This is a genomic window from Gordonia effusa NBRC 100432 (genome assembly GCF_000241305.1).
Taxonomy (GTDB): Bacteria; Actinomycetota; Actinomycetes; order Mycobacteriales; family Mycobacteriaceae; genus Gordonia; species Gordonia effusa.
This window is the reverse complement of record NZ_BAEH01000064.1, coordinates 1-26,518: the sequence shown is the minus strand read 5'-3', so window position 1 is coordinate 26,518 and position 26,518 is coordinate 1. Positions and strand designations below refer to the sequence as shown.

Here is a 26,518-nt window from a genome sequence, read left to right as displayed (position 1 = left end):
CGGTTCAGTATCCCGTCGATCGCATCGGTCCCAAATCCCATAGGCCCGATTCGCGTGTGGTGCCCAACGTCAGCTTGGCCGGTGGTGCCGGGGCTATCTCGGTAAAACTCTGTAGGCTGCCCCAGTCGCGACCCCAATTATTGCGCAGGTACGACGGCACGATGGTGGGGATCAGCATTGCTTCGGTAATCCCAAGGGGGCCACCGGATTTGCCGGCCATCCACGTCTGACTGTTCTTCTCAGTAGCCTCGGCGTCGGGCAGGATGCGCCACTTGGGCACCTCGAGCACGCCGTTGCGGACGACCATCGGCTGTTGGCACGGAAAGACCATGCCGGGCAGCCAGTCGATGAATACCGGGTCAGTTTGTCCCACAACATCGTTGAGGGTACGCAGCTTCGCGATGCGGGGCGGCGTTACCGCAACCCACTGGGTGGGCGCGCCCGAGGTGTCCTTCGCGATGATCCGCACCACGTCGGCACCCTTCGGTGCGTCGGCTAGTGGGAAGCGCAGATCGCGCCAGATCTCTGTCTTGGCGATGTCGATCGGAGTCATCTGACGCAACGGCGTAATAGTGCCGTTTGCGCCGCGACGACCGAATTGCACGGTCACCTGCTGGCCGGGATGACGAACGCCAATGCCGTCGACGGCGTCAACGGAACCAGCCGCTGCCACCGTGAGTAGTGGTGCGTCGGGATCGAGTTTCGACGTCGAGAACGGCATCTGATACCAGTCGGAAGTGAATGACCCTGTGCCGCTTGGTGATCCATTGCTGCCCAGTACGGGGGTTGTGGCTGGAGTCAGGCCGAACGGTAGACGCACCGTTGAGCCGTTGACGCCTTTCTCGCCGCGTCCACCGGCCGCGTCGCCGCTGGCCGAATCAGATGAGTCGTCGTTAGCGTCGGCAGGCTCGGTGCCGCCACCGCTGGTGGAACTAGCGGACGACGAGTCCGATGAGTCATCACTCTCGGTTGCGTCGATGGACAACTTGGTTGGCACACCCTCTGGCGTGAAACCGGTCGAATTCTTGCCGGCGAGGGCCGCCGCGATCGATGGTGTGGTGGCATCGACGCGCGCTGGGCGCAACATCGATACGTTGGGGTCGGCGTCGACCATGACGTCATTCGCCAGCGCACACTCATTGCCTTGCAGCGCACGGGCATTCGAATTGAGCCACGACCAGCTATCGCGTTGTACGTAGGCCGCCTTGGCGAAGGACACGACCATGAATATCACGACGAATGCTGATAGGACCGGGAGCGGCGCGATCTTCAGGCGCGAGAGCCGGGACGAACCAACGCTGCGGGTCTGCTCGTCGGTGTAGTCGTCGCGGAAGTGGTACCACAATCCGACGAAGGCGGTGATTACCGCCAGTGCCAAGAAGATCCAGCTGAATTGCAGACCGGCTACCGCCGGCGGACGATCCCACCACGGGATGCCGTAGCTGCCGACGAACCACCAGCCGTTGGGGCCGGCAAAGGCGAGGCCGGTGATCGTCAGCATCGCCGACGCGAAGAAGGTGCGATTGCGGCGGGACCGCAAGATGATCGGTGACATCATCGCTCCGGCTGCCGCTGCCAGACCGCCCGCGATACCCGCGTACACCCCGAAGTGATGAGTCCACTTGGTTGGCGTGAACGAGATAAAGAACATCGTGCCTAGAGTCACCGCAATGAGACGCCAAATCGGTGCGCGCGCAATGGCATTGGGGTGCTCGCGCCGCATGAGTCGGAACATCACCACGAACAGGCACAGGATCATCGCCAGGATGCCGAAGCGTCGGGCCACTGTTCCGTCGGCGGTCGGCAAAATCAGGTAGTAGTAACGAACGGGCTCTTCCCACCACTCCAAGGTTGGGCCTACGTCGGCGGCCACCTTGTACGCATCGACGAGCGGCATGACGCTCTGATCCGCGCCGATTTGATAGAGCACCGCGAAGCCAGCGGCCGCGATAGGTGCGAGCATCGGCAGGAGGCCGTCCCGCTTGCGCCGCGACACAATGGTTTTGATGATCGGACGCACCCCCGCGAGTAGCGCGGCCGCGGCCATCAAACCACCCGGTGCGAGCGCCAGCGTGAATGCCGCGGTCAGCGCGGCGAGAGCATAGGGGAGCAGGCGGCGGGTGGCGATGGCGCGTTCGACACAGCACCAGGTGAGCAATGCGCCAACCGCTTCGGCGGGTTCGGGACGTAATCCGTTGTTGTACGGCAACCAGATCGCGAGAAAGACGAACGCCGCCGACCACATCGCCGGCGTGCTGTTGCGGACGGTGCGACCCAGCCGCGGCACGACTTCGCGGCTGATGAGCCACCAGCCGAGCAGACCAAGTGCGAAGGCGGGCAGGCGCATCCAGGGTGCGGCGAGGCTCACCTCGCTCATCGCGGAGATGACCTGGAAATGCCAGCCGAAGGGATCCTGGGGGACGCCGAAGTACCGGAAGTAGTTGTCTGCATAGCCAGCGTTACCGGTGATCCGTCCGACGGTGAAGTTGTAGCCGTCGTCGGAGGTATTGGTGCCGGCGATCCACCAGAAAGCGAGGATCGCGAACACCACGGCATCGAGGGGCCTCGGGCGCCACCACCCGACGGGCAGGATTCGCTTGTGTCCCCGGCCATCTCGGGCGTCGATAATCCCCAGTGCGACCAGCGACAGCACGGTCATCAGGATGCCGAAGACGATCGCCCAGAATTTCAGGGTCGATGGAGTGGTGGCGAATCGGGTGTCGATGTCGGCGTGGAGCGATAGGGCAGTCGCGTTCGCCGACGACGGCAGGTCGGTGTAGACGCCGACGATCTGGGGTCGCATGTCAGGGTCCGGCAGGTCGAATCGTAGCGCCTCGCCGGCTGCTGGCTGTTGTGCGTCGATCCCGTCGAATCGCGCGTGTACGCCGTCACCGTTTCCGGTAAATACTATGCGGCAGTTGGGATTCGACTGCGCTGCGGCTCGCTTGGTGGTCAAGATGACAACGTCGCGGTCGATCACAACTAGAGCATCACCGGTGGCGCGAATGAATAGTCCGCGCGCGCTGGCCTGCTTCCCGTCAGCCGGAATCGTGGAGAGAAGCACGCCTCCATCGCTGGGGAGATCCTTGGCCAGGGCACACGGTACAGACACGTCAACGGTAAGCGGCACGAAGGAAACTAGCGGGGCGGCAACGTCGTTGATGCCTCGGGCCTGCGGCCAGTTGAGTTCTGATGTGGTGCGGTCGACCGGCAACAGCGGACTGAGCACCGCCATCAATACGCCGAGGACGCCGCAGACGGCAGCGGCCCATTTCGCGAATTTGCTCGTGGTCATTCGGTATCCGGCTCCACCCTTATCGAGCCGGTACGCGACCAGCCCCACTGACTACGTTGTGCGGTCTGAATTTTCGCTGGAACCGCCTCGCTCACTAGCGGCGTCAGCCGTTCGAGCGCGCCCCAATCCTGATGCCAGTCCCGCGACAGATATGTCGGCACCGTCGAAGCCGATGTCGTCGACTCAGAGATGCTCAACAGACCGCCGTCGACCGCTGCCTGCCAGGTTTTCGACTGAGAAGTCGTAGTGACGAAGTCGCCCAGGATTCGCCACCGGGGAATCTCGGCGACACCGTGGGTGATCCCCAGCGGCCGTTGGCAGGGGAAATGGCTGGCGACGGTGAAATCGATGAGTGTCGGCGCGGTGCTGCCCACGAGTTCTTGCACGGTAACCAACCGAGGTGCGCGCAGTGGAGTGACCGCGACGAACTGTTTGGGTCCCAAGTTGTTGTCCACCACTACGATTCGCGCCACCGTCGCTGCCGGCGGTACCGCTGTCATCGGCACCCGCAGGTTGCGCCACGGCATATTCGGGATGACAGGTCCCGGGTCGATAGGAATCGCGCCTGGGCCGAGTGCCTCGAATTCCCCTGTGGCGCTGGGGCGTCCGAACTGTATTCGCACCGAGCGCCCAAACTGCACTGCACCTTCGGCATCGATTGTAGAGATGGCGCCCGCCGCGCTGAACACCAACAGTGGCGAACTAGCGCGCTCGGGCAGCTGATACCAATCGGTCGTCAGCCGGGCCTCGCCGCCAAAGCCATAACTGCCGAGTACCGGCGTCGTCTTGGGGTTCAGGCCGAAAGGCAAGGCCATATGCGAACCATTGACCGTCGTGGGTCCCACGCCGCCGGTCGTTCCCGCGCTCGGTGCGCCGACGACCGCGAACGGTTTGGCGAAACTCGCCGAGACGTTCATCTGGCCGGGCCGTGCGCTACCGGGCTCCGGATACAAATCGAGTGGAATAGCGTTGGGAGAGAAACCAATCGACTCACGGCCGGCAAGCGCCTGTGACGGGGTTCGGTTTCCAGTGGGAATTAGCATGCCAGTGTTGGCATCTGGCTCGGCAAGTACTTGATCTGCGAGTGCGCAGGGCTTGCCGCGCAGGGTATTCACATTCTCGCTGAACACAGTGAAGGTGGGGTAGCGGGTAACGGCTGCCTTCATAAACACCAGCACCTCGGCGAGGACCATCACCGCGGCAATCGCGGCAATGGGCGACGACGCCAGTGCAAGTCGACGTCGGTTAGCTTTGGCTTCTGCCGCATGGGCAAGGCCTCGGTTCTCGACGTAGTCTTGCCGCAAATGTTGCCACGCGGCAAGGGCGCCGGTCGCGACCGCGAGGATAAGGAAGATCGTCGAGATGGCGATGCCCGCGAATACCGGCGCGCGGTCGAACCACGCGATCCCCAGGTTGTATCCATATGGCCAGGCATTCTTGCCCGCCATCGCCGCGGCCAAGGCGAAGAACAGCCCGGAGATGAATACGGTGATATTGCGCGTCGAGGTCGCCGCGGTCTGGGCGATTGCGAGCGTCGCTGTTGCCGCGACGGCCGCGGCCAGTCCGGCGAAGATGCCGAATTGGATGGTCCACTTGGTCGGGGTGAACGCCAGCAACACCAGGGTGACGCCGATCCCGCCGATCAGCCGCCAGGTGGGACCATTGTCGACACCGCGAATCCTGCTGCGCCGCAAGATAACCGCGACCGTCACGAATACCGCGGCCAATAGCAGCAGCACCGGAACGCGGCGGGGTAGTCCGCCGTCCGGCGTAGTGACGGCAATGAAGTAGTAGCGCAAATACTCCTGGTACCACATGATCGCCGGGCCGGTCTGGTAGCGGATCTTGACGGCCTCTGCGACCGTCGCGAGCGTTTGGTCCCGGAATACGACGAGCAGGACAACGGAGCCAGCGGCGGCCAACGGCGCGATCAGTGGCAGCAGGCCGCCCTCGCTACGACGTCGAATAAGGACTCGCAGCATGGGACGGGCGGCCACCAACAAGATCGCGCCGCCGATAATGCCGTGGGGCGCAAGGGCGAAGGTGAAGGCGGCGGCGATCGCCGCACATGCGGCGGGCAACAGGCGACGGGTGCCGATTGCTTGTTCGACGGCCCACCACGTAACCAATGAGCCCAGCACGATGATGCCTTCGGAACGCAGACCACTGCAGAATGGCAGCCAGAAGGCGACGAAGGTGGCTGCCGCTGCCCACTGCGCCCAGACACTACCGCGGACCGCTGGGCCCAAGCGCGGCAACAGGATTCGAGTGAGAATGAACCACGATGCCAAGCCGGCCAACAGGGACGGGATATGCATCCAGAGGATCGACGGTGAGATCGACGACCAGTGCGCCAAGAAGCTGTAGTACCAGTCGAATGGGGTTTCGGCGATGCCATAGTAGCGGTAATAGTTGGGCAGATATCCGGCGTCGGCGGCGACCCGGCCCATGTTCAGGATGTAACCGTCGTCGGGTGACCCGGCACCGATGAGCGCCCAGAGGAGCAGTACCGCGGTGACAACCAGGTCGGTGGCGCGGGGCTTCAAGCTGCGCCAGAACAGGGCACGGGAATTCCCGACGGTGCGGTGATAGCCACCGATGCGGTCGAGCAGGTAGAGCGCGACCAGCGAGGCCGCGACGCACAGCGCACCGAGGATCATCACCAAGAGTTTCAGGATGCTCGGACTGGTTTCGTAGCGATTGTCGATGGCGATTTGTGCCCGCAAGCCAGCCGCAGCCGCTGCCGTTGCCTGCGGTCCGGTGAGGTCGCTGAAGATGCCGTCGACCTGCGGGCGCTTGTCCGACGGCAGCACCGTCGCTGGCCCCAGACCGACGAACTGGGCACCGACGCCGGTTGCGTTCGACCAGATTCTCAGTTCATCGCAACGCCCAGAGGCTATTTCGGCGCGGGAGGCGGCCACGACGACCGAGTTGCGAGTGGTGACCGTAACCGACGATCGGTCGGCCTTGACCGTCAACATCGATGCCGCGGCGCGCGTCGCTTTGGCTGGCATCGTCGCCACGATGGTGTTCGCGTCAGCGGGAAGGTTTGCGAGTACCCGGCACGGGAGTTGAATTTGCATCGACTTCGGTGTCTGCGCGACTAGCGGCGCAGTCACCGAAGACGTGGTCGCGTTGACTTGCGCAGTGTTAGGCCAGCTGAACGACGCGTCAGTGGCCTTGACCGGCAGCAGTGGCGTCAGCCCGCAGAGGATGACGCCGAGGACGCCAGCAATCACCGCGACGAGACGGGCGGTATGCGCGGAGACGGGGGTCTGCGAGGTCACGGGCACGCCAGTAGATGTTATGGCAATTGGTGCGAGGGGCGAATTCGGCGTGTGCAAGTGGGAGTGTCGATGGGGAGTTATGCCCATCGACGTTCGGCGTGGTTGCCGCGAGGACTACCGCATGACTACAAATCTTCGCCGCGGCGTATTCGGTGCCATGGTGCTAACTTCCTTTTCCGCTCTCGCTGGCCTATCGGTCACGGCGCCGGCGAGCGCCGCACCCGCTGCCGATGCCTATCAGCAAGGGGGCTCCTACTACTTCGTGTCACCGTCAAGCCAGTGGCGCTGTGCGATCGTCACTTCTGCCGGTCAACCGGCCTGGGCGGGATGTAAGGGACCGATATCCGCGAATGCGCCGTCGGTCCAGGGCGGCGGAGTCCAATCCATTCATCCAAACGGTGTTTCGGTGTCGACGGCGAAACCAGGAGCACTGACCTTCTACAGCGACACCAGTGTCAGTTCGTCCGATCCGGCATCGGTCAAGGTTTTGCCCTACGGTGCCACGCTCACCGCCGGCGGAGTCTCCTGCACCGTGGACGTCGTTCGCGGAGTCACATGTGAATCTGGTGCCCACTCGTTCACCGTGTCATCGGATGGCTATCAGCTTCGGTAAGTACCCGCCGAAGCCGCGTCACACTCGCAGCACCGACGGACCCGTCGCCTCGTATTTCGCCGCGATCTGGGCATCGAGTTCGGAGCCGGTGACAATCGTTTCGATATCGGCCAGCTCTGCGAACCGGCAGAAATTGTTCTGTCCGAATTTCGAATGCGCGGCAACCAGGATCGATCGGTGCGCAACTCGAACGGCTGTGCCTTTTATCGCGGCGACCGCTGGGTCTGACGTAGTGAGTCCGTGGTCCAGGGATATCGCGTTGGTACCGAGATAGGCGACATCGACGACGAGTCCGCTCAGTCGTTCCACCGCCCAGTTGTCGACCGTGGCGAGGGTCCGTCCGCGCAGCCGTCCGCCGAGCATGAGTACTGTCACCGTCGAGCTGTGCGCCAGTGCCTCGGCGGCGAGTAGCGATGACGTGACCACTGTCAGTTGCTGATCGGCTAGTTGTTCGGCGATCAGGCGTGGTGTGAATCCCTCGTCGAGATAGACCGTTTCGGCGCCGTGCAACTGGTCGGCGGCCGCCGCCGCGATCCGATGCTTCTGCGCCAGATCCACCTGACTGCGGTATTCGAGACCGGATTCGAATGCGGCTGTCTCCAGCGGAACCGCGCCGCCGTGTACCCGTTTGAGTAGACGTCGTGTTGCGAGCGCTTTGAGATCCCGACGGATCGTCTCACTCGCGACATCCAACTCGTCGGCCAGTGAGATCACCTCGACCCGCCCACGAGTTCGGGCGAACTCGACGATCTGACGTTGCCGCGTCTCGGAATCCACGGAAGATCACGCTACTCGGCAGGGGCGTTTGAGCGCGCTACTCCCCAGTGGTGTTGGTCCTCTTCAGGCTGCGCTGGTTGAACAGAAACAAGAGGCCACCCGCGGCGAACGCGATTACGCCCCACAGGTAGCTGCCCATGGCTAGAAGCGCGACACCAGCGATCACCCCCACCACGATGTAGACCCAGTTGATGCCCCGGTTGACTTTTTCAGCTCTTGCCCTGTCCATGCCGCTCCCTCACGTGTTTGTTGTCGGCCGCGCGTTACTGAACCAAAGGCAATTATAGCCCGCTATAGGCGCGCGCTGCATTGAACGAATGACACGCTGGTCTTCAACCGCTCGTTCGCTGGTCAACGAATCGAATGTGGGGCGCAACCCGCTCCACGACTACCGCGAGTTCTTCGATCGTGGGCAACCAATCGGATCCGTAGCTGACGTAATCGAACCCGAGAAACCCGAATCGGAACGGAATGAGCTTTCCGGACGAATCCTGCTTCGTCTGCAGAATGGACAGGCGTGGCTTTCGCGAAGTCGCGTCGCCGAGACTTGTCTGGGTGGTGTGCACGTACGTGTAAGCGATAACGGCCGAGGCATCCGTCCAACGGATAGTTGAACCTTCATTGGTGAAACCGTCGGCGCTCAGTGCTACGCCCGTAGGGCGGGAGCGTCGATCTCGAATGACGATCTGTCCGCTTTGCTTCAGTTCTTCCAACAATTTTTCCACCTGGCCGGTATGGACAGCGTAGTCAGCGCTGACAATCTCGGTTCTGAACTGGATCCGAGGGGAAAAGTGCTGGGCGGCGTCGCGAAATTCGTTGTAGTTGTCAGAATAGTTGCCACGGAGGGTGGTGCCGTACTGAAGAGGGCGGCCGTTGTCGTCGCGGTCTTTCGAGGTCACAACTAGAGAGTTGACGGCGCGATCAGTGGCCTTGGTCTTAGTGGGGTCGTTGCGCAAGTATTCAGTCTTGGTAAAGGTGAACTCCATCGCAACTACTCGGTCCCACGGCAGCAAAAAATCCTTCGATTGGATTCCCGGAGAGCCGACAGTAATCAGCGGCTCTCCGATTGCCGATCTGGCTCGAATCAGTGAAATGCCCTGCAGGATACCGAGGCCAAGAACGATCAGAACAACTAAGTACCACCATTCGACGCTCATCAGATAGAGAATTAGTCCGGCGACCAGTCCAATCGTGAGGAGTGCCGCGTCGGTGATTTGCGGCGTGTTCGACTTGGGGCCGGTGCGGACAATGGAAACTGACGAAGTGTTTGAAGTGTACGAATGACCTTCGGCCGCGTTTATATGATTCTTGACCGCCCCCCCGCGAGTCGGCCGAATCGGCCAGATTGGTGCACCACGATTGCTTCCCGGTTTGATGATTAATCGATCATCATGCTCACGGATCCGGCACTCGTCCGCAAATGTGATTGCCGCCTCACGGCTGTCCATAAAGTGTCGGTATTCGCCTTCGGACAGAGTGTAATACTCGTTGTATTCTACGCTTGCGGTGCTGACGGGAATGGCAAGATAGAACTGCTTCGTCGGGGACTCGGTTCCGAGCGCATAGCATTGATCGCGTGCGGAATATTCGGTATTAAATCGTCTCATGCTCGAAATCTCTCTGAGTCGACGTCCTCTCTCATCCTATATTTCGCTATCGTAAACGCGCCAGCGGCATGTCCGTCATTCACGCGAACTACAACCTGCTCAAGATCTAAGGGACGATCGGGGAGGGCTGATGTCTATCGAGGAGGCCATGTGCTGCTTACGCTGCTGGTATTTGCCATTGGATTGGTCATTTGCGTGCCGCTCCTAGCGCCAATGGTGATTCGCCGCATCCGCAGGATCCGCGGCAGTGCCGCAGTGCTATTTCGGTCTCTGCCTGTCGATCAAGACGAGGGCTGGAAGCCCGGCGCGATCGCCTTAGCCGAAAAGCGTGCCGAGTTGTATGACACTGATGGAAACCGGCAGGCCTACGACCGACTCTCGCTTGAGATGGTTGGTCGACGCGAGGCGAGTGAGACCGAGCAGGCGATGTTCCACGCCGGTATTGAGGTCGTTGTCGTAAGTATGCGCTCGGGATCGTTAGGGTTCGAGTTGGCATTGGAACCTGGTACAGCCACGGAGTTGCAGTCGTGGCTGGACTCTCGAAATCGGTAACACGCACGCACAAGCCGATACGTCGCTCTCAGGAGAGGATGTCGCGAATCTCGTCTGCCGTCTGCGCGGCACGCAACCGATCTACGTCCTCGGCCTTGAGGAAGGCCTTGGCAATCTTGTTCAGTAACGCGAGGTGGTCCTTTCCCGCCCCGGCGATACCGATAACGAACTCGGCCGGCTTACCCTTCCAGTCGATCGGGTTGTCGTAGCGGACGAAGGACAAGCCGGTGCGGACGATCGCGCTCTTGGCCTCGTTGGTGCCATGTGGGATCGCCAGGCCATTGCCCATAAAGGTGGCCACCGACTTCTCCCGCTCATGCATCGCCGCGACATACGATTCCTCGACCGCTCCGCACTCCACAAGTAGTCGCCCGGCCTCGTCGATGGCAGCATCGCGGGTAGTCGCCGTGCCGTGCAGCACGATAGATTCCAGGGCGAGTGCCTGCTGCGCGGGAGCCGTCGCGGTGGCGACGCCACCACCGGTCGACGGCGGAGTAGATCCTGAATCCTCTTGTGGTGCAGCCGATTCAGAACCCGGGGAGTTCGTCTTGCCGAGTAGTTCGACGATCTCGTCATATCGTGGACTGGACATGAAGTCATCCACCGAGATGTGCAACGCCGACGGCGTGGATTGGCGCGCTCGGTCGGTGAGGTCCTTATGCGTGACGATGAGATCGTGAGTGTCTTCGAGGTTGGAGATCGCCTGGTTCACCACGGTGACATCGCCGTAGCCGGCCTTCTGAATCTTGCGCCGCAACACCGAGGCGCCCATTGCCGACGATCCCATCCCGGCGTCGCAGGCGAAGACGATATCGGTGATCGGGCCACGTGAACCGTCGCCGGTCAGCATTGCCGACACACTGGACTTCTTACCCTTCATCGCCTCCATCCCGGCGGTGGCCGCCGCGAGATCCGGCATCTCTTCGGAGTGGTCGATCTTCAATAGGAAGGTCGCGGTGAGCAGCGATACCGCGGTTGCCCCGATCACCGACAGCGTCACGCCGAGGAAACTGTCAGCCGGCGTCTGCGCGTAGATCGCGATAATCGATCCTGGCGCGGCCGGTGCGCGCAACCCGGAGCCGAAGAGCACGTTGATGAAAACGCCGGTCATGCCGCCGAGGATCGCGGCGAGGATCAGTCGCGGCTTCATCAGGACATAGGGGAAGTAGATCTCGTGGATGCCGCCGAAGAACTGGATGATGGCGGCTCCGGGTGCCGACGCGCGCGCTGGGCCCTTGCCGAAGAAGGTGTACGCCAACAGGATTCCCAAACCGGGGCCCGGATTGGTCTCTAATAGGAACAGGATGGATTTGCCGGTTTCGGCGGCTTGCGCGGTACCCAGTGGAGTCAGTACGCCGTGGTTGATCGCGTTGTTGAGGAACAGCACTTTCGCCGGTTCGATGAAGATCGACGTCAGCGGCAGAAGGTCGTGGTTGACGAGGAAGTCGACAGCGTTGCCCGCCGCGCGGGTGAATCCCGAAACGATCGGCCCGACGCCGAAGAAGCCCACGATGGCAAGCAAGAGGCCGAGGATTCCAGCGGAGAAGTTGTCCACCAGCATCTCGAAGCCCGGCTTGATTTTCCCTGACCACAGATCGTCGAGCTTCTTCATCAGCCAGCCGCCGAGCGGACCCATGATCATCGCACCCATGAACATCGGAACGTCAGAGCCGGTGATGACGCCGACGGTCGCGATCGCGCCGACGACGGCACCGCGATTGCCGTGGACCATTCGCCCGCCGGAGTATCCGATGAGGATGGGCAACAGGTAGGTGATCATCGGCGTCACGATGCCGGCGCCGTCGTATGCACCCCAACCGCCGATCTTCGCGACCCACCCGTTGGGATCGTCCAAGCCGGTAAAGATGCCGGTCAACCAGCCCGACTCGATGAATAGTGCGGTCAGCAGGCCCCACGCGATGAACGCGCCGATATTGGGCATGACCATATTCGACAATGCCGTGCCGAACTTCTGGACGCGTACGCGCAGACCGCCGCGCGACGTCGGATTGTCTACTCCGGACATGAGAGCTACCTCCGCTTGAACCACGACCGTGATGCCGGTCACATACTCAAGTAGACACATAAACGGTCAGGAATGCAAGCAATCGGCTATAAATGGGCACATATCGGAGTGGATTTATGCCCGAATGACCGATAGAGTGCACACATCAGCATCCGTCTATGAGAGGCACATCACTATGAAGGCACTACGGTTCTACGCACCCGAGGACGTTCGCCTCGAAGATGTACCCGAACCGACATGCGGCCGCGACGAGGTCAAGATTCGGGTCCGCAACTGTTCGACATGCGGCACCGACGTCAAGATCTACGGGAACGGCCACCAGAACCTCACGCCGCCGCGCACGCTCGGACACGAGGTTGCCGGAGAGATCGTCGAAATCGGCGCCGATGTCAACGGCACCTTCGGGGCGAACTGGCAGGTTGGTGACCGTGTCCAGGTGATCGCGGCGGTGCCCTGCGGGGACTGTCACGAATGCCGGAAGGGCTGGATGGCTGTCTGTCAGAACCAGACGTCGATTGGCTACCAGTACGACGGTGGGTTCGCGGAGTACATGATCGTCCCGCGGCAGGTACTCAAAGTTGACGGTCTGAACCGTGTCCCAGACAATGTCGGTTTCGACGAGGCATCTGCCGCCGAACCGTTCGCGTGTGCCATCAACGCACAGGAACTACTCGGAATCGAAGAGGGGGATACGGTCGTGGTTTTCGGCGCCGGTCCCATCGGATGTATGCATATTCGCATCGCGCGGGGCGTCCACAAAGCGGGGCCCGTCTATCTGGTGGATGTCAACGCCGGCCGCTTGCAGATGTCGGCCGATGCCGTGTCTCCCGACGAAATCATCGACGGATCCAAAGTCGATGTGATCGAACGCGTCATGGAACTGACCGATGGTCGTGGCGCGGACGTAATCATCACCGCGACGGCCGCGAATGTTGCTCAGGAGCAGGCGATTTCGATGGCCGCCCGAAACGGCCGGATCTCCTTCTTCGGCGGGTTGCCCAAAACTGATCCGACCATCACCTGCGATTCGAATATCGTTCACTACCGCCAGTTGCATATCCACGGCGCCAATGGCTCGGCGCCCGAACACAACAAGCGCGCCCTGGAGTACATCTCCACCGGCCAGGTCCCGGTGAAAGATCTCATCACCCGGCATATCCCGCTCGATGACGCGCTCGAAGCGTTCGCGGTGGTGAAGGAGGGCTCGGCGATCAAGGTCACCGTCGAGCCCGGCTAGCCCTCGGCGACCTCGTGAGGGATACTGACCCAGACAGTTAGACCCTCAGGAGGCTAAGATATGCGTATACCCGACTTCGCGATCGAAATCGGCGCGTGGATGCTCGAGACCGGGCATCGAATTGTGCTCAAGCTGACCGGCGGCCGCTTTCCCAAGCGGTTGGCGCGAATGCAGACGCTCGAGTTGCACACGATCGGACGTAAATCCCAACTTCGGCGCAGCACCATGCTGACCGCGCCGCTGTATGCGCCCGATCGGTTGGTTGTCGTGGCGTCGAAGGGCGGCCACTCCGATCACCCGGACTGGTACAAGAACTTGGCCGTCAATCCCGACGTCGAGGTGACCATCGGTAAAGACACCCGGCCGATGACCGCGCGCACCGCGTCGGCCGACGAGAAGGCGGTGCTTTGGCCGCAGATTGTCAAGGCGTACCGCATGTACGCGGGTTATCAGCTCAACACCAAACGGGACATCCCGGTGGTGATCTGCACGCCGCGGTAGTCAGCTACCCCAAGTCGAGTTTGCGCCACGAATGTCGTTGGTAGGCAGCTACATTGCCTGCCAGCCATTCGAGCATCGCCTCGACCACATCGTCCGGGCTCGCGACCTCGGTGCCGAAATGACGGTCTGACGATCCGTCCCGGTATTCGAGGTCGTATGCCCCGACGTCGGTTCGCTGGGACTGTATATAGACCTCGTCGGCGGTCTCGATGATCACGAAATCCTTGACCTTCATCGCGCGTGCGAAGTGTTCGACAAGCCCGCGGGTAAGAGTGGGGAAGGTGCCCTCGTTCGAGGTCATCAGGTGGCCGGCGCGTGCCTCGCGTGGATCGAGCACAATGTCGAGCTGCGGATCGTAGACGCCGTAGCCGACGGAAAATGCCTGTGGCACAACGATATCGCGGGCTTGCTGGATAGCTGACCACGGCGACGGAACAAAGACAGCGCCGCCGGTACCGTCGAGCGGGAACAGGGACAGAAACCCCGCCTCCTCCTCGAGGGGTGCGTCCAGCGCGCTGATTGCCGCGGCCAGGCCCTCGGCGACGTCGGTTCCCGGCTCGTTGGCCTCATCTTGTGCAAGCGCGTAATCACGCGCGGATGTCGCGGTGTCACAGTGCTGCTCGGGTATCAGCCAGAGGTCGTAGCTCATGTGCCGAGACTAGTACCGGATCGGTGCTGGGGCCCACAGCCCGCTGCGCGTCGCGGTGCCGGTGGTGATTTCGGCCAGCGTGCCGACGTCTCCGTACGGGGTGTATTTCTCCAACGATCCCCAATCGCGGCCGAGGTCGCCGATCAAGTACGTGGCCAGCGAATCAGCCTGTTGCGACACCTCAAGCCAACCGATCGGGCCGCCGCCGTCGGCTGCCTGCCACGCGGAGACCGCAGCCGCGAGATCGGCGCCCGGCTTGATCCGCCACTTCGGAATCTCGGCCACACCGTTGTGGTGGTTGAAGGGGCGCTGACACGGGAACACCAGCCCCGACGTCCAGTCGATGTGGACCGGATCTGTCCGTCCCACAACGTCTTCCAGCGAGCGCAGGTCGGGTAGCCGTGGCGGAGTCACCGCCATGAATTGATCCTTCGACAGGTTCTCGTCCTTCGCCACGATGCGTACGGCGGTAGCGTCAGCCGGGATCTGATCGGTGGTCAGCCGTACATTGCGCCACGACGGTCGCGGGCCGGGATCGATCATGTCAATCGTGCCCGCCTTGGTCAGGTCACCGTCCCGAGTGTTCGCTCCGACGGTGCCGGTGGTGTATTCCAGCTGTAGGTCGGGTGTGTTGAACCAGCCGGCCACCGAGAACGTCAGCAACTGATGCGAGCGAAAATCTTTCGGAAGGGCATACCAGCCTGTCGTCAGATACGCCGGCATCTGCGCATCCTCCGAATAGCTGCCCAGCACCGGAGTCCGCGCCGGATCGAGAAGGAACGGGAGCTGCGCCACCGAACCATTGATTCCTGGCTTGGCGATTTCGCCACCACCGGTGTTGGCCGTGTTGGCGTTCAAGATATCCGGATCGGCTTGTGCCGCACCGGCTAGCACTCCGAGGGAGCCGGCCGACGCGGTAGCGCTGAGTTCTTCGGGGAGTCCGTTGGCACTAAAGCCCGACGACTTGGACGATCCACCAGTTTTGGGCCCGAACAGAGGGTCGGGCAGCGTCTTGTCGACCGGTGACAACAGATAGTTACTCGGATCGGTTTCGACGTAGACCTTGTCAGCCATGCCGCATTCCTTGCCCGTCAAGGCTTCGAGGTTTGTCCGCGGCACCGAATAGGAATTGCTCTGCTGGATACCGGCGAATAATGCGGTGACCATTTCGAACAGCACGATCGCCGCCGCGACATAAGCGAGCGGAGCACTGCGCAAAGTGGTCCAGAGCGCGTGGCGCCTACCGGGTTCGGCGTCGGGCCGACCGGATTCGACGTCGGCTGGGTCGCGTCCGGTGAATGGTTCGCGGAAGTGGAACCACAGCGCGAGGAGCAGCAGAAGCAATGCGGCGTACAAGAATAGGTTCGCCAGGTTGACGCCGAGCACGACTTGTTCTACGCCCCAAGGCATTCCCCACGCCGACGAGTAATAGAACGAATTGGGCGCGGTGAACGCGAGTCCCGCGATGAAGAGTGTGAGCGCCGCGAAAATCGTGCGATTGCGTCGTGAATGCAGCACGCTGTGCCCCATCGCGACCGCGGCGATGGCGGCCAGCGCCGCACCCAGACCCGCGAAGACGCCGAAGTGATGTGTCCACTTGGTTGGCGTGAACATCAGAAAGAGCAAGGAGGCGAACGTGATTCCGACGATTCGCCGCGACGGTCCCAGTGCCGTACCCGGAATGCGTGAACGTCGGATCATCACCAGACCCGACGCGACCAATGACAGCAGCATGGCCAACACGGCAAATCGACGTGCGATGGAGCCGTCGGCGGAGAACGCGAAAAGCGAAGAGTAGCGGTCGATTTCGTTATACCAGTGCAGCGACGGTCCGAGAGCTGTCTTCATCGCCGACGCGTCCAGGAAGGACGTGAGAGTCAAATTCTGGAATACGACGAAAATAACGAACGTGCCCGCCGCGAGAATGGGGGCCAGCAAAGCGAGATACGACGTCCAGATAGATCCACCGCTCGCACCATGGATTACCTTGGCGCGTTTGATAATTGAGAGGATCATCGGCCGGGCACCGGCGACGAGCGCGGCCACGGCGAGGAGGCCGGTCGGCCCCGCTGCGAGGCTAAACGCACCGATGAGGCAGGCGAGTGCGGCCGGCAGCAGTCGCCCGGTCGCGATCGCGCGTTCCACCGAGCACCAGGTAAGCAACGCGCCGAGACAGATAATCGGCTCGGGGCGAAGACCGTTGTTGAACGGGAACCACATAGCGAGGAATACGAAGGCCGACGTCCAGCCGACCGATGCGCGACCAGCAGCGCGGCCAAGCCTTGGCAGTACCTCATGGCTGACGATCAGCCAGCAGATCATTCCGCACAGCAAAGCGGGTAGTCGAAGCCAGGGGCTGGCCAGACTGATATGCGAAAGCCAGCCGAATATTTGGTAATACCAACCGAACGGTGCTTCGGGCGCTCCGAACCAACGGAAGTAGTTCGCGGTGTAGCCGCTGTCGGGGGCCACCCGCGACATCGTCAACAGGTAGCCGTCGTCGGAGGTGTTCGGGCCGATGAAATGCCAAATCAGCAGAGCGCCGAGGACGGCGTAGTCACGCGGGTTCAGGCGCCACCAGCGTGCGGGGAAGATGCGACGGTGTTTGCGGCCGTCCGTTGAGTCCAAGACCGCCAGCGAGGCCAACGACAGCAGGGTGGCCAGCACGCCGACGATCAGGACGAGCCACTTCAGGATCGTCGGTGCGGTGTTGTAGCGCGAATCGATGGTGACATGCGCGGTTAGTCCGGCGAGCGAACTCGACGGTCCGGACAGGTCGGTGAAGATGCCGGTCACCTGGGGCCGCTGGTCGGAATCGTAGTGTTCGGACTCCCGACCGACGGTGCTGCCCACGAGTGGTTTGCCGTCGTCGGTGCGCATCCCCACAAATTCGGCGCGAACCTCGTCGGCGCTGGCTTTCACGTCGATGCGAGTGCATGGCTGGGCGCGCAGTTGGGCGAAGGTCGCCGAGACCAGGGGCGTGTTGCGGATGACCACTTCGACAGATCGGGCGTCGGGGGCATCGGCAGAGGTGCCGGTGGTGCGGATGAACAGGCCGCGGTCAGAGGATTTCTCGGCTTGTTTCGGCAGAGTCGACAGAAGGACGGATTTCGAGTCGCTGGCGGCGGAGCCAGTGGCCAACTGATTCACCGCGGAGCAGGGAATCGACGCGGTCATGTCGATGGGCACGTAGCTGACCAGGGGGGCCTCGACGCCGCGGATCATCCCGTTTTGCGGCCAGGACAGCTCGGCGGTGGTCTGCGATACCGGCATGAGTGGAGTGGCCAATGCCATAAAGAGGCCGAGTAACCCCGTGATGATGGCGACTAGCTTGGCACGTCCTACGGTGTTGGCTCTCGCTGTCAGGGGTGGCACAAGGGGAAATGGTATCGGTTGCGCCATCGCACCTGACTTAAGGTGATCAGATGACCGCTGATTCTGCTGCCACCGAGCCGCTACCGATCCTTCTGCTGAACGGACCCAACCTCAATACCCTGGGTACCCGACAGCCGGAGGTCTACGGCTCGACGACGCTGGCGCAGATCGTCGAATCGGCCGAACGTCGGGCCGCTGAACGAGGCTTTGGTCTGCGGGCCGCCCAGACCAACGACGAGGGGCAGATGATCGACTGGATCCACCAGGCGCGCGGTGCGGTCAGCGGAATAGTGATCAATCCGGGCGGCTGGACCCACACCTCCGTGGCGCTGGCCGATGCGCTGCTGATCCCCGAGGTGCCGATCGTCGAAGTGCATATCAGCAATGTCGCCAAGCGCGAGCCGTTTCGCCACCACTCCTATGTGTCGCCGATCGCGGTCGGAACCATCGCCGGCCTGGGGGTGGCGGGGTACGACTACGCTATTCAGTTCTTGACGGAGGTGCTGGCGGGTGGTGACGAAGGGGATCGACTTCGATAGTTACCTAGCGCCTACCGCGCCAACGCTTCTCGCGCCGCTTGCGCCACACTCGTCCGAAGGAGCGGTCCGTGCCCCGGCATCAGAATCTGCGCGTCGAGAGACGTAAAGGATTGCACCGCAGCGCGATTGGCTTCGACGTCGTGCTGAAAGTGTTTGGATAGGCATTGGGGGCCGGTCAGCGGCGACGTCATATGGGCGCTGACGAGTGCGTCACCGGAGACGAGTGCGTCGCCGTCGGCGACCAGAAACCCGCTGTGCCCGTTGGTATGTCCGTGTGCGGGCACGGGAGCGGGTCGACCAGGTAAATCTAGCGCGGGCGGATTCGCCGCCGCCGGAAACGCTTGTGTCGCAGTCACTCCGGTCTTGCTGAGCGCGCCAAGGGGGATGATCTTCGACAGCCAGCGCAGTCCACGGCCGTGCATCGCCAGCGGTACGACGTCGGCTGGAGTCGCTTGCTGAAGGTAGTCGCGGCGTGCGTGTCCTACTTCGAGTTCGTCCGCATAGACCGGGAATCCGTACTTGGGGGCGAGTTTCGCCAACCCGCCGATATGGTCGACATGCGCGTGAGTGAGTAGCGCGCCGACGATCGCTTCCGGTCGTCCGCCGATCTTCCGGATGGATTCGACGACCAGGCCGGCCTGTCCGGGATAGCCGCCGTCGATCAGTGTCAGATCGTCGCCGGATTGCAGGATCGTCCAGTTGGAGACCTCGGTGTACACGAAATGTGCTGTACCGGAATCAGATTCGATGCTGGTGATCTGGCACCGTGAGCCTGGTGATGCGGAGTCCTTCGGGTTCATGTGTGTCCCTCCCTGACGACGAGTATGAACGGTCCTACCTCGGTAACCCGGAAACGTGGATCGGCGAAGGCAGACTTTTGATACGTCACCGTATACCGGCGGACGTTGGGATCGTTGGGGTAGACGTCTTCGGCGAGTTTGAGCGTGTAGCCATCGGCGCTGTAACGGAATAGGAAGACTGTCGGTGCGGTCCACGGGGACTTGTCGAGCGCGGCGATCATCTCGTCCGGGGTGGTGATCGTCGACCAGCGCTCAATTGTCTTGGCGCGCTTGTCGAATTCGGCAAGTGGGTTGGCGTAGTGCGATGTCAAACCCTGGAATCCCCAGTAGGGGTAAAGGGAGAGGAAGCCGTAGTCGGCGGTGAGCACGATCGTCTTGTCAGCGGGTTTGCCGGTCTGCTCACGAATTATCTGATGAATCTTGGGGAAGTACGATTCCGCGCCGGCCGGCTTCTTATCGGCGCGCACCCCGGTGCCGTCGGTGTCGGTGTAAGCGGTGGTGACGTCGGAGCTAAGCATGCCGGGCACACTCTGCGCCATCGCGACGGCGACGATCGCGCCAAGCGCGCCGACGACAAAGCGCACATCGCCGAATTTACCGACCGCGGCGCGTGCCAGCTCCGCGACGCCGAATATGCCTGCGGCGGAAAGGATTGCGATGAGCACCGGGCCCAGTCGGAAAGACAGTAGGGTGCTGCCGGTCGCGGTGCGCAGTAGCGAGAGTGCGACTACCACGTACACGCCGACGATCGCGGCCGCGAAAGCCAGGGCGATGGTGCGCTGCCGGAATCGCAGCAGTACCCACACCAGACCGATCAATGTCAGGACGCCGACGAGAGAAAAATCGAACATCGGCATCGGGAAGAGCGAGCCGGATTCGGGGAGATAGTGCTCGGCTGAACCGCCACTGGCCGCCGTGGCTGACAGTCGGTCGGAAAGGTAAGGCGCCCAGGCTAGTAGCGCTATGACGCCGGCAATAGCGCCCATGACGACCAGACGTCCCACGACTCCGGTAACCAGCTTCCGACGCAACGCCCGAATATCGGCGTCGGGCATCGCCTTATTCGACGTGGCCAGCCATCCGGCTATCAGGAACCACAGGGTCAACAGGATGGTGATGCCAGCGAGGAGTCCGGTGAATAGCGTGTAGAAGGTGGCGGAGAGGCCGATGAAGAGACCGGACGCGATCACCGCGGGCCACGATGTCGCGGGGCCGCGCAAGGCGTGGACGAATACTACGAGCATCGGCACACCCAGCAGAATCAGGACCGCGCCGTACGGCTCGGGTGCGGCGTACATCAGCGTCACGACGGTGACGGCAAGCGAGACGGCGATTCCGCGATCGGTGCCGATCATCCGGTTCCACAGTGCGGTCGCCAAAGCCGCGGCTACCGCGATCGACAGAATCGACCAGGGTTTGTACGCCTCCCAACCTGGCAGGCCGTCGAGTTGGGCGAAGCGTCCGCCCATCCAGAACCAGCCGGCTGGGTAATACGGGGCCAGACCGTGGTAGGTCATATCCGCCAGATGGGGTGAGTCAGTGAGCCGGGTCAGGTACTCGGTGCGGAATTGCTGATCGACCGACAGCCCGCCGAGGTAGAGCTTCGTCGCGCCGAGCGGCATGCCAAGGGTGATCGTCACCAATCCGGCCATTCCGGCCGCGGAAAGTACAGGCAGCGCCGGCGTCCAGCGCCGGAGACGATAGGCGATGACGGCGACGACCAGCACCGCGATCGCCGCTGCCTGTCCGACCGTGGTCAGCGCTCGGGTGACATTGGACGAATTGAAGGCGGGCCAGCCGACCTTGCCAATGACGAGTAACGCGACGTAAGCGACGATTGCCCCAACTACGACGGCGACGATCAGTCCGGCGGCATCGATGAGGCGCGATCGGGTGGACACCGGAGCGGGTTTCTGCGTTGCCGTCACCGGGTCGAGGTTAGTGCACGGGCATGTCTCGCGAAGCCCCGCCCGCGCGACTTCCTACCCCACAGAAAAACCGGGGCTCACGACAATAATTGTCGCGAACCCCGGTTTAAGCGTGGGATAGCTCGGGTTAGACCGGCAGTTTCCGGAAGATCGGCCGCGGGATATGCCGCAGCACCATCATGATGTAGCGGAACGGTCCGGGGACCCAGACGATTTCCTTACCCTTGGCCGCCGCGTTGACGGCGAGTTTCGCCACGACTTCCTTCTCGACCGTGAGCGGAGCCTCTTTGACATGTGCTGACAGCCGCGTGCGGACCTGACCGGGACGTACAACAAGAACACGAGAACCGAAGGGCCGCAAGGCTTCTCCGAGTCCGAGGTAGAAACCGTCCAGGCCGGCTTTGGTCGACCCGTAGACAAAGTTGCTGCGGCGCACTCGTTCTCCGGCAACCGAACTCATCGCGATGATCTGGCCATGACCCTGTGCCCGGAACTTCTCGCCGACCAACACACCAACGGAAACCGCCGCGGTGTAATTGATCTTCGCCTCCAGAACGGCCAGCTTCTGATCCTGCCAGGCTTGTTCGTCGTCGCCCTGGATACCGAAGGCAACGATGGCGACGTCGATGTCACCGCCGGCGAATGCCTTGTCGATGACAGCACCGTGCGAATCGGTGTCGAGGGCGTCGAAGTCGATCTGCTCGACGGTGACCGCACCGGCAGCCTTCATCTTCTCGACTGCGGCGGCAGCGGCCGGGTCACCCGGTACAGTCGCGAGCACGACGCGCGAAGCGCCCTGCGACAGGTACTCGGTGGTGATCGCCAGGCCGATCTCGGAGCTGCCACCGAGCACGAGGATGGATTGCGGTACGCCTACGGCGTTGATCATGTCGTCAAAGTCCTTACGTGGGAAGTCAGGTCAGTTCAGTTCGAGGCGGCGGCCCATGTCGGACATGAACACCCCGGTCGGGTCGATGCCGCGGCGAGTCGCGATCCACGAGTCGATCTGCGGGTACATCTTGTGGAAGTTGGCCGCCGACGTCCGCGAATCCTTCGCGGTGTAGAGCCGTCCGCCCATCGACATCACGCGAGCGTCGAGTTCATTGAGGAACGGTCCGAGCCCGCTCTTGATCGGGAAATCGAGGCAAACATTCCAGCCCTTGAACGGGAAACTCAGCGGCGCCTTATTGCCGTCGCCGAACAGCTTGATCACGTTGAGGAAGCTGACGTGACCCGATGCCTGAATATCCTCGATCAGGCGAGTGAACTCATCTTCGTTGCCGGTCGGCACGATGAATTGGTACTGCGCGAAGCCGCCGCCGCGACCGTAGGCGTTGTTCCAGTCACCGAATACGTCGAGCATGTGATAGAACTGCGCGAGATTTTTGACCTTGCCCTCGCTGGGCGGGCCGATTCGGTAGTACGCCTCGCCGACGATCGAGAAGCTCAGTTTGTTGGCGAGTCCACGCGGGAAGACGTCGGGGAAGGTGATCAACGGCTTGTTGTTGAAGCTCAGCGGATCCTTGCGGTACTTCTCCGGCAGCTCGTCGACCTTGGCCAGATTGCCGCGCGAGAAGGTACCCCGGCCGAGCTTCGGTGGTGCGCTGATGGTGTCGAACCAACCCGACGCGTACTCGTAGCCGTCCTCGAAACCGTCGTCCAGATGCAGGTCGAGGGTTTCCTGAAGAGTGTGAGTCTGCGCGGTGTCAGCGATGAAATAGGCACTCTCGGTGCGCTTCATCTGGATCTTGGCGCGCAGGATGATGCCGGTCAGGCCGATACCCGCGACCGTTGCCCAGAACAATTCGCCGTTGGCGTCGTCGGAGCTGCCGCCCGGCTTGAGCGTCAGGATGCGTCCGTCGGCGACCAGCAGCGTCAGCTCGGTGACGTGGTTGCCGAAACTGCCCTGGCTGTGGTGGTTCTTGCCGTGGATATCGTGTGCGATGGCGCCGCCGATGGTGACCTGACGAGTACCCGGCAGCACCGGGACCCACAGGCCGAAAGGCAGCGCGACCTGCATCAACTGATCGAGGCTGACGCCGGCGTCGACGTCGACGATCCCGGTCTCGCCGTCGATGTTGTGGATGCGATTGATCCGCGTCATATCGATGGTGAGGCCACCGCTGTTCTGCGCGGACTCGTTGTAGGAGCGGCCCAGGCCACGCGCGATCACGCCGCGCTGAAGGTAGGTCGGCTTATCGGCATTATCGTCTGCGACGCGGGCGACTGCTTTCGCGATGACCTCGACATCGTTGGTCTCCAGAACCTGTCCATCGATGGGTGTGGTGCGCGACCAGCCGACCAGTCGGCGTGTCTCGATGGGGAGGTCGGACGCGGCGTCGAGCGGAGCGTCGGGGGTCTGTTCGGTGGTAGACATCGGGCTTGAGAATACCTGTGGGTACCTGAGAACCGGGTGTGGTCTTGCGCGATGTGACTATCGCGACCCTATCGACCGCGTGGTCGGCGCGGCTTTCGCGGCGACGGTGGGTGCTTTCCGGCCGCTTCTCGGGCCGCCTGTTTGGCCAGCGTCTTTTGGCGCGCGGTGCGTTTCGGTTGGGGTTCGGTAAGACCACGTGATGAGTTCGGTCGACGACCGCGCACGATGCCGACGAACTCTTCCACCTGCGGGGACGTATGCAGCCATACCAGCGCTACGGGTGTTTTAGGTGCGTTGTCGACCGGACGAAAGGTGACGTCGCGGCGGTGATGGAGGCGGGCGAGTGACTGCGGGACCAGCAGCAATCCAGTGCCAGCGGCTACCAATTGGATCGCATCGCCCACCGTCGGCGGCTGGTGGGCAACGGGCACTCCGGGTCGGTCGGACCAGGTCAACGGATCGTCGAGCGGAATTAGCAGCGGTTCGTCGGCAAGGTCGGCACGGGTCACTTCGGTGACCGCCGTGAAGACGTGCTCCTTCTCGACGACGGCGACGGTCGTCTCTGAGTACAGCGGGATGGCTGTCAGCCCGGCCGATGTCGGAGGCTCGCGGACCAGGGCGGCGTGCGCACCGCCGTCGGATAGCTGTGTGAGCGCCTGATCAGTGTTGTCGCAGGCCACCAATTCGATCGGTTCGCTGCGTCGCTCCGACCAGACCCGCACCCATTTCGTCGGCGTGACGCCTGGAACGTAGGCGAGCCGGAATGGCTGAGGTGCGGGCGCGGTCACGACCGTTACCGTACCGCCGGATACGCTGGTGCGATGAGTTCGCAGCCCTCACCGCAAGCGATGAAGCCGCTCACCGCGGCCAAGAAGCTAGATGTGTACCTGCCGGCCACCCCGCCGGATTTCCAGGCGAATGCGATCACTCGCGAAGAACTCGCCGCCCTGGAATTGGAACCACCGGAGTGGTTGCAGGAGTTGCGTCGCAACGGTCCGCACCCCAAGAACTTGGTCGCCGCCAAGTTGGGCATTTCGGTGACCGCGCTGGCCCGCAACGAAATCACCGACGCACTGACGACCGAGCAGATCAAGACGCTCCTGGATCAGATGCCGGACTGGCTCGCCCACGAACGGGAGACCGCGAAGCGAGTACGCGAAGAGGACCGTAAACGTAAGGCTGCGTCGGAAGACTAAGTGTCAGTGCAGGATTCGACCGAGGAACGGTGTCGAATCCGCCATCGACGCGTAAACGGTGCCGGAGTGGTCCTGGCTGGGGTAGACGTGTAGTTCGACGGGTTGGTTGTTCGCCTTCATCTGCGCGTAGAGAGATAGCGCCGACGGCGCCGGGACGTCGATGTCACGCAGGCCCTGGCCGAGGAAGATGGGTCGGTCATAGCCGCTGGCCGGCGTGCCCATGTAGTCCGCGAGCGCTTGGCGGACACCGGGGATCGACGTGATCGGTCGCGCGAACAGTTTGGTGAGTTGTTTGCCGTCCATGAGTTCGCTCATCTCGGGGTAGCAGAGTTCGCGGGCCTGGGCGACTATCCGCTTGCCGTACGGCGTAAGTACCTGTTCGGGGTGCAGATCTGGACGGGCGTCGATGAAGCCGGCCATGATGTACGCCGCGTAAGTGTTGAGCCCGGCCGGCAACGTGACCGGCGGGAACGTCGGCGAGCCGAGTGCGATGATCTGCTCGATGTTGGCGGGAGTGCCGGTGGCGACGACGCCGCGGTAGTCGAGCCCGGTTCCCCGCGACAGCTCAGTGGCATAGCGCGCACCGTTCAGCGCGGCGCCGGCGCCCTGTGATTGCCCGACGATGGCCCACCGTTTGGCCACTGGAACATCAAGCTGCCCAAGCGCTTTCACCGAATCGACGATGGAATGAGCTTCTGATCGACCGTTGAGATAACTCATCAGGCCCGGCGTACCGAGCCCAACGTAGTCGGTCCCGACGATGGCGTAGCCGCGACGCAGCCAGTGGGAGAGGTAGTCGGAGTCGCGTTGGGTTCGTGGTTGCGCCGACGGCGTGCAGTCGTCGCCGAGCCCCACGGTACCGTGCGCCCAGGCGAGGACCGGCCATCCTCCCGACGGCGCTTTTCCCTTGGGTAGCAACACAATTCCCGTGCTGGTGGCCATCGCGCCGTGTTGGTTCGGCGTCGAGTAGTGGATGCGGTAGGCCGACCCCGCGGCCGGCACCGACAGTCGGGTGGGCAGTGGCACGTGGTTGATCAAAGTGCCGGCTTTGGCTGGCACCGGACCGTCGTAGTGGCGGACATCCATACCCGACCACTGCGGTGTGCCGGTCGGTGGAAGTTTTTCGGCGTTGGCGACCGCCGTGGTCAGTGCGACGGCGACGGTTGCGCTTAGGACGACGACGCCGAGCGCGCCGAGCCGGAAGAAATGACGCGAACTAACAACACTCACGATTGGTGAGCTTAAACCCCGGCGGGAAAATCGTCCGAATAGGACCCCGGCGAGGGCAAACTGCCCTTGGTGACCAACTATTCGGACGATTTTCACGCCCCGGCGGGACAGCTATGCGGCGTGGTGCGCCAACTGCGTCGACTCGCCGATCGTCGCGGGTGCTTCGAGCATCGTCACCATGAAGCGTTCCTGGCTGCGTCGGCCCACTCGACTCGCTCGCAGCCGACCGCCCGGCAATAGGGCTGCCGCGGAACGGATCGTGTTGACCGGGATGCGCAGCATCGGGTACCAGGGCAGCACCCGGGTCGGCAGGCCGAGTTGCGCCATCGCTCGTGAGCCGAGGAAGAATGCGCTCATCGACAGGTGCTGTGATCGCGCGATCCGACGACGTAGCTGTGGAAAATGCCGATAGTTCCAGCTCAGCGGGTCCTCGACCATCGGTCGTGCCAATTGCGGCGACGTCTCGTCGGGTGTCGACAATGCTGCCGAGGTATGTGCCAGCACTCGGATCGAGTCGCGGAAACCGCCA

The 26,518-nt window shown here is 62.5% G+C and carries 20 protein-coding genes and 1 pseudogene; 6 read left to right on the top strand and 15 right to left on the bottom strand.

What is annotated here, in order from left to right:
• Positions 1-4: 4 nt before the first annotated feature.
• Both GOEFS_RS11690 and GOEFS_RS11685 read right to left on the bottom strand, forming a co-directional pair.
• Positions 5-3,295, bottom strand: coding sequence for an arabinosyltransferase domain-containing protein (locus GOEFS_RS11690; protein WP_007318118.1), 3,291 nt, complete (start codon positions 3,293-3,295; stop codon positions 5-7).
• A complete protein-coding gene (locus GOEFS_RS11685; RefSeq protein ID WP_007318117.1) occupies positions 3,292-6,582 on the bottom strand; it encodes an arabinosyltransferase domain-containing protein in 3,291 nt (1,096 codons plus the stop codon). Before GOEFS_RS11685 ends, GOEFS_RS11690 begins: the two co-directional genes overlap by 4 nt.
• 121 nt (positions 6,583-6,703) lie before the next feature.
• Here GOEFS_RS11685 and GOEFS_RS11680 point away from each other — a divergent pair, with 121 nt between their 5' ends.
• On the top strand, positions 6,704-7,195 hold the full coding sequence (locus GOEFS_RS11680; RefSeq protein ID WP_007318116.1) for a hypothetical protein: 492 nt from the start codon (positions 6,704-6,706) through the stop codon (positions 7,193-7,195).
• Between the two features lie 18 nt (positions 7,196-7,213).
• Here GOEFS_RS11680 and GOEFS_RS11675 read toward each other — a convergent pair whose 3' ends face one another.
• The 3 genes from GOEFS_RS11675 to GOEFS_RS22890 form a co-directional block, all read right to left on the bottom strand.
• On the bottom strand, positions 7,214-7,972 hold the full coding sequence (locus GOEFS_RS11675; protein ID WP_007318115.1) for a DeoR/GlpR family DNA-binding transcription regulator: 759 nt from the start codon (positions 7,970-7,972) through the stop codon (positions 7,214-7,216).
• Between the two features lie 37 nt (positions 7,973-8,009).
• Complete coding sequence (locus GOEFS_RS11670) at positions 8,010-8,201, bottom strand: hypothetical protein (protein ID WP_007318114.1); 192 nt, start codon at positions 8,199-8,201, stop codon at positions 8,010-8,012.
• A gap of 103 nt (positions 8,202-8,304) precedes the next feature.
• Complete coding sequence (locus GOEFS_RS22890) at positions 8,305-9,579, bottom strand: hypothetical protein (protein ID WP_007318113.1); 1,275 nt, start codon at positions 9,577-9,579, stop codon at positions 8,305-8,307.
• A 150-nt stretch (positions 9,580-9,729) separates the two neighbouring features.
• On the opposite strand from GOEFS_RS22890, the gene GOEFS_RS23445 reads away from it, so the two are divergent.
• Positions 9,730-10,131: a DUF2550 family protein gene (locus GOEFS_RS23445; protein ID WP_007318112.1), complete on the top strand. Its 402-nt coding sequence runs from the start codon at positions 9,730-9,732 to the stop codon at positions 10,129-10,131.
• A 28-nt stretch (positions 10,132-10,159) separates the two neighbouring features.
• On the opposite strand, the gene GOEFS_RS11655 is transcribed toward GOEFS_RS23445, so the two are convergent.
• The gene (locus tag GOEFS_RS11655; protein WP_040525002.1) at positions 10,160-12,157 is read right to left on the bottom strand and encodes a PTS mannitol transporter subunit IICBA; all 1,998 of its coding nucleotides are present in this window, start codon (positions 12,155-12,157) and stop codon (positions 10,160-10,162) included.
• A 175-nt stretch (positions 12,158-12,332) separates the two neighbouring features.
• Here GOEFS_RS11655 and GOEFS_RS11650 point away from each other — a divergent pair, with 175 nt between their 5' ends.
• Both GOEFS_RS11650 and GOEFS_RS11645 read left to right on the top strand, forming a co-directional pair.
• A complete protein-coding gene (locus tag GOEFS_RS11650) occupies positions 12,333-13,394 on the top strand; it encodes a zinc-dependent dehydrogenase (protein WP_007318110.1) in 1,062 nt (353 codons plus the stop codon).
• A 60-nt stretch (positions 13,395-13,454) separates the two neighbouring features.
• Positions 13,455-13,895 (top strand): nitroreductase/quinone reductase family protein, encoded by a 441-nt coding sequence (locus GOEFS_RS11645; protein WP_007318109.1) that lies wholly within the window; start codon positions 13,455-13,457, stop codon positions 13,893-13,895.
• Between the two features lie 4 nt (positions 13,896-13,899).
• Here GOEFS_RS11645 and GOEFS_RS11640 read toward each other — a convergent pair whose 3' ends face one another.
• On the bottom strand, positions 13,900-14,544 hold the full coding sequence (locus GOEFS_RS11640; protein ID WP_007318108.1) for a hypothetical protein: 645 nt from the start codon (positions 14,542-14,544) through the stop codon (positions 13,900-13,902).
• Between the two features lie 9 nt (positions 14,545-14,553).
• Positions 14,554-17,946 carry an arabinosyltransferase domain-containing protein gene (locus GOEFS_RS11635; protein ID WP_007318107.1) on the bottom strand — a complete coding sequence of 1,131 codons (3,393 nt, stop codon included), beginning with the start codon at positions 17,944-17,946 and terminating at the stop codon, positions 14,554-14,556.
• A 23-nt stretch (positions 17,947-17,969) separates the two neighbouring features.
• On the opposite strand from GOEFS_RS11635, the gene aroQ reads away from it, so the two are divergent.
• The gene (aroQ, locus tag GOEFS_RS11630; RefSeq protein ID WP_007318106.1) at positions 17,970-18,458 is read left to right on the top strand and encodes a type II 3-dehydroquinate dehydratase; all 489 of its coding nucleotides are present in this window, start codon (positions 17,970-17,972) and stop codon (positions 18,456-18,458) included.
• 11 nt (positions 18,459-18,469) lie between these two features.
• Here aroQ and GOEFS_RS11625 read toward each other — a convergent pair whose 3' ends face one another.
• The 5 genes from GOEFS_RS11625 to GOEFS_RS11605 form a co-directional block, all read right to left on the bottom strand.
• Entirely contained in the window at positions 18,470-19,258 is a 789-nt protein-coding gene (locus tag GOEFS_RS11625; protein ID WP_007318105.1) for an MBL fold metallo-hydrolase, read from the bottom strand.
• Positions 19,255-21,186: a galactan 5-O-arabinofuranosyltransferase gene (locus GOEFS_RS11620; protein WP_138917983.1), complete on the bottom strand. Its 1,932-nt coding sequence runs from the start codon at positions 21,184-21,186 to the stop codon at positions 19,255-19,257. Before GOEFS_RS11620 ends, GOEFS_RS11625 begins: the two co-directional genes overlap by 4 nt.
• 127 nt (positions 21,187-21,313) lie before the next feature.
• Positions 21,314-22,075: a decaprenylphospho-beta-D-erythro-pentofuranosid-2-ulose 2-reductase gene (dprE2, locus tag GOEFS_RS11615; protein WP_007318103.1), complete on the bottom strand. Its 762-nt coding sequence runs from the start codon at positions 22,073-22,075 to the stop codon at positions 21,314-21,316.
• Between the two features lie 30 nt (positions 22,076-22,105).
• Positions 22,106-23,563 (bottom strand): decaprenylphosphoryl-beta-D-ribose oxidase, encoded by a 1,458-nt coding sequence (dprE1, locus tag GOEFS_RS11610; protein WP_007318102.1) that lies wholly within the window; start codon positions 23,561-23,563, stop codon positions 22,106-22,108.
• Between the two features lie 68 nt (positions 23,564-23,631).
• Complete coding sequence (locus GOEFS_RS11605) at positions 23,632-24,351, bottom strand: LysR substrate-binding domain-containing protein (protein WP_007318101.1); 720 nt, start codon at positions 24,349-24,351, stop codon at positions 23,632-23,634.
• 33 nt (positions 24,352-24,384) lie between these two features.
• On the opposite strand from GOEFS_RS11605, the gene GOEFS_RS11600 reads away from it, so the two are divergent.
• On the top strand, positions 24,385-24,759 hold the full coding sequence (locus GOEFS_RS11600) for a DUF5997 family protein (protein WP_007318100.1): 375 nt from the start codon (positions 24,385-24,387) through the stop codon (positions 24,757-24,759).
• 3 nt (positions 24,760-24,762) lie between these two features.
• Here the strand turns inward: GOEFS_RS11600 and GOEFS_RS11595 are convergent, their stop codons facing one another.
• Positions 24,763-25,989: an alpha/beta hydrolase family protein gene (locus tag GOEFS_RS11595; RefSeq protein WP_007318099.1), complete on the bottom strand. Its 1,227-nt coding sequence runs from the start codon at positions 25,987-25,989 to the stop codon at positions 24,763-24,765.
• 111 nt (positions 25,990-26,100) lie between these two features.
• Positions 26,101-26,518, bottom strand: a pseudogene (locus GOEFS_RS23440) (oxygenase MpaB family protein); the annotation flags it as partial.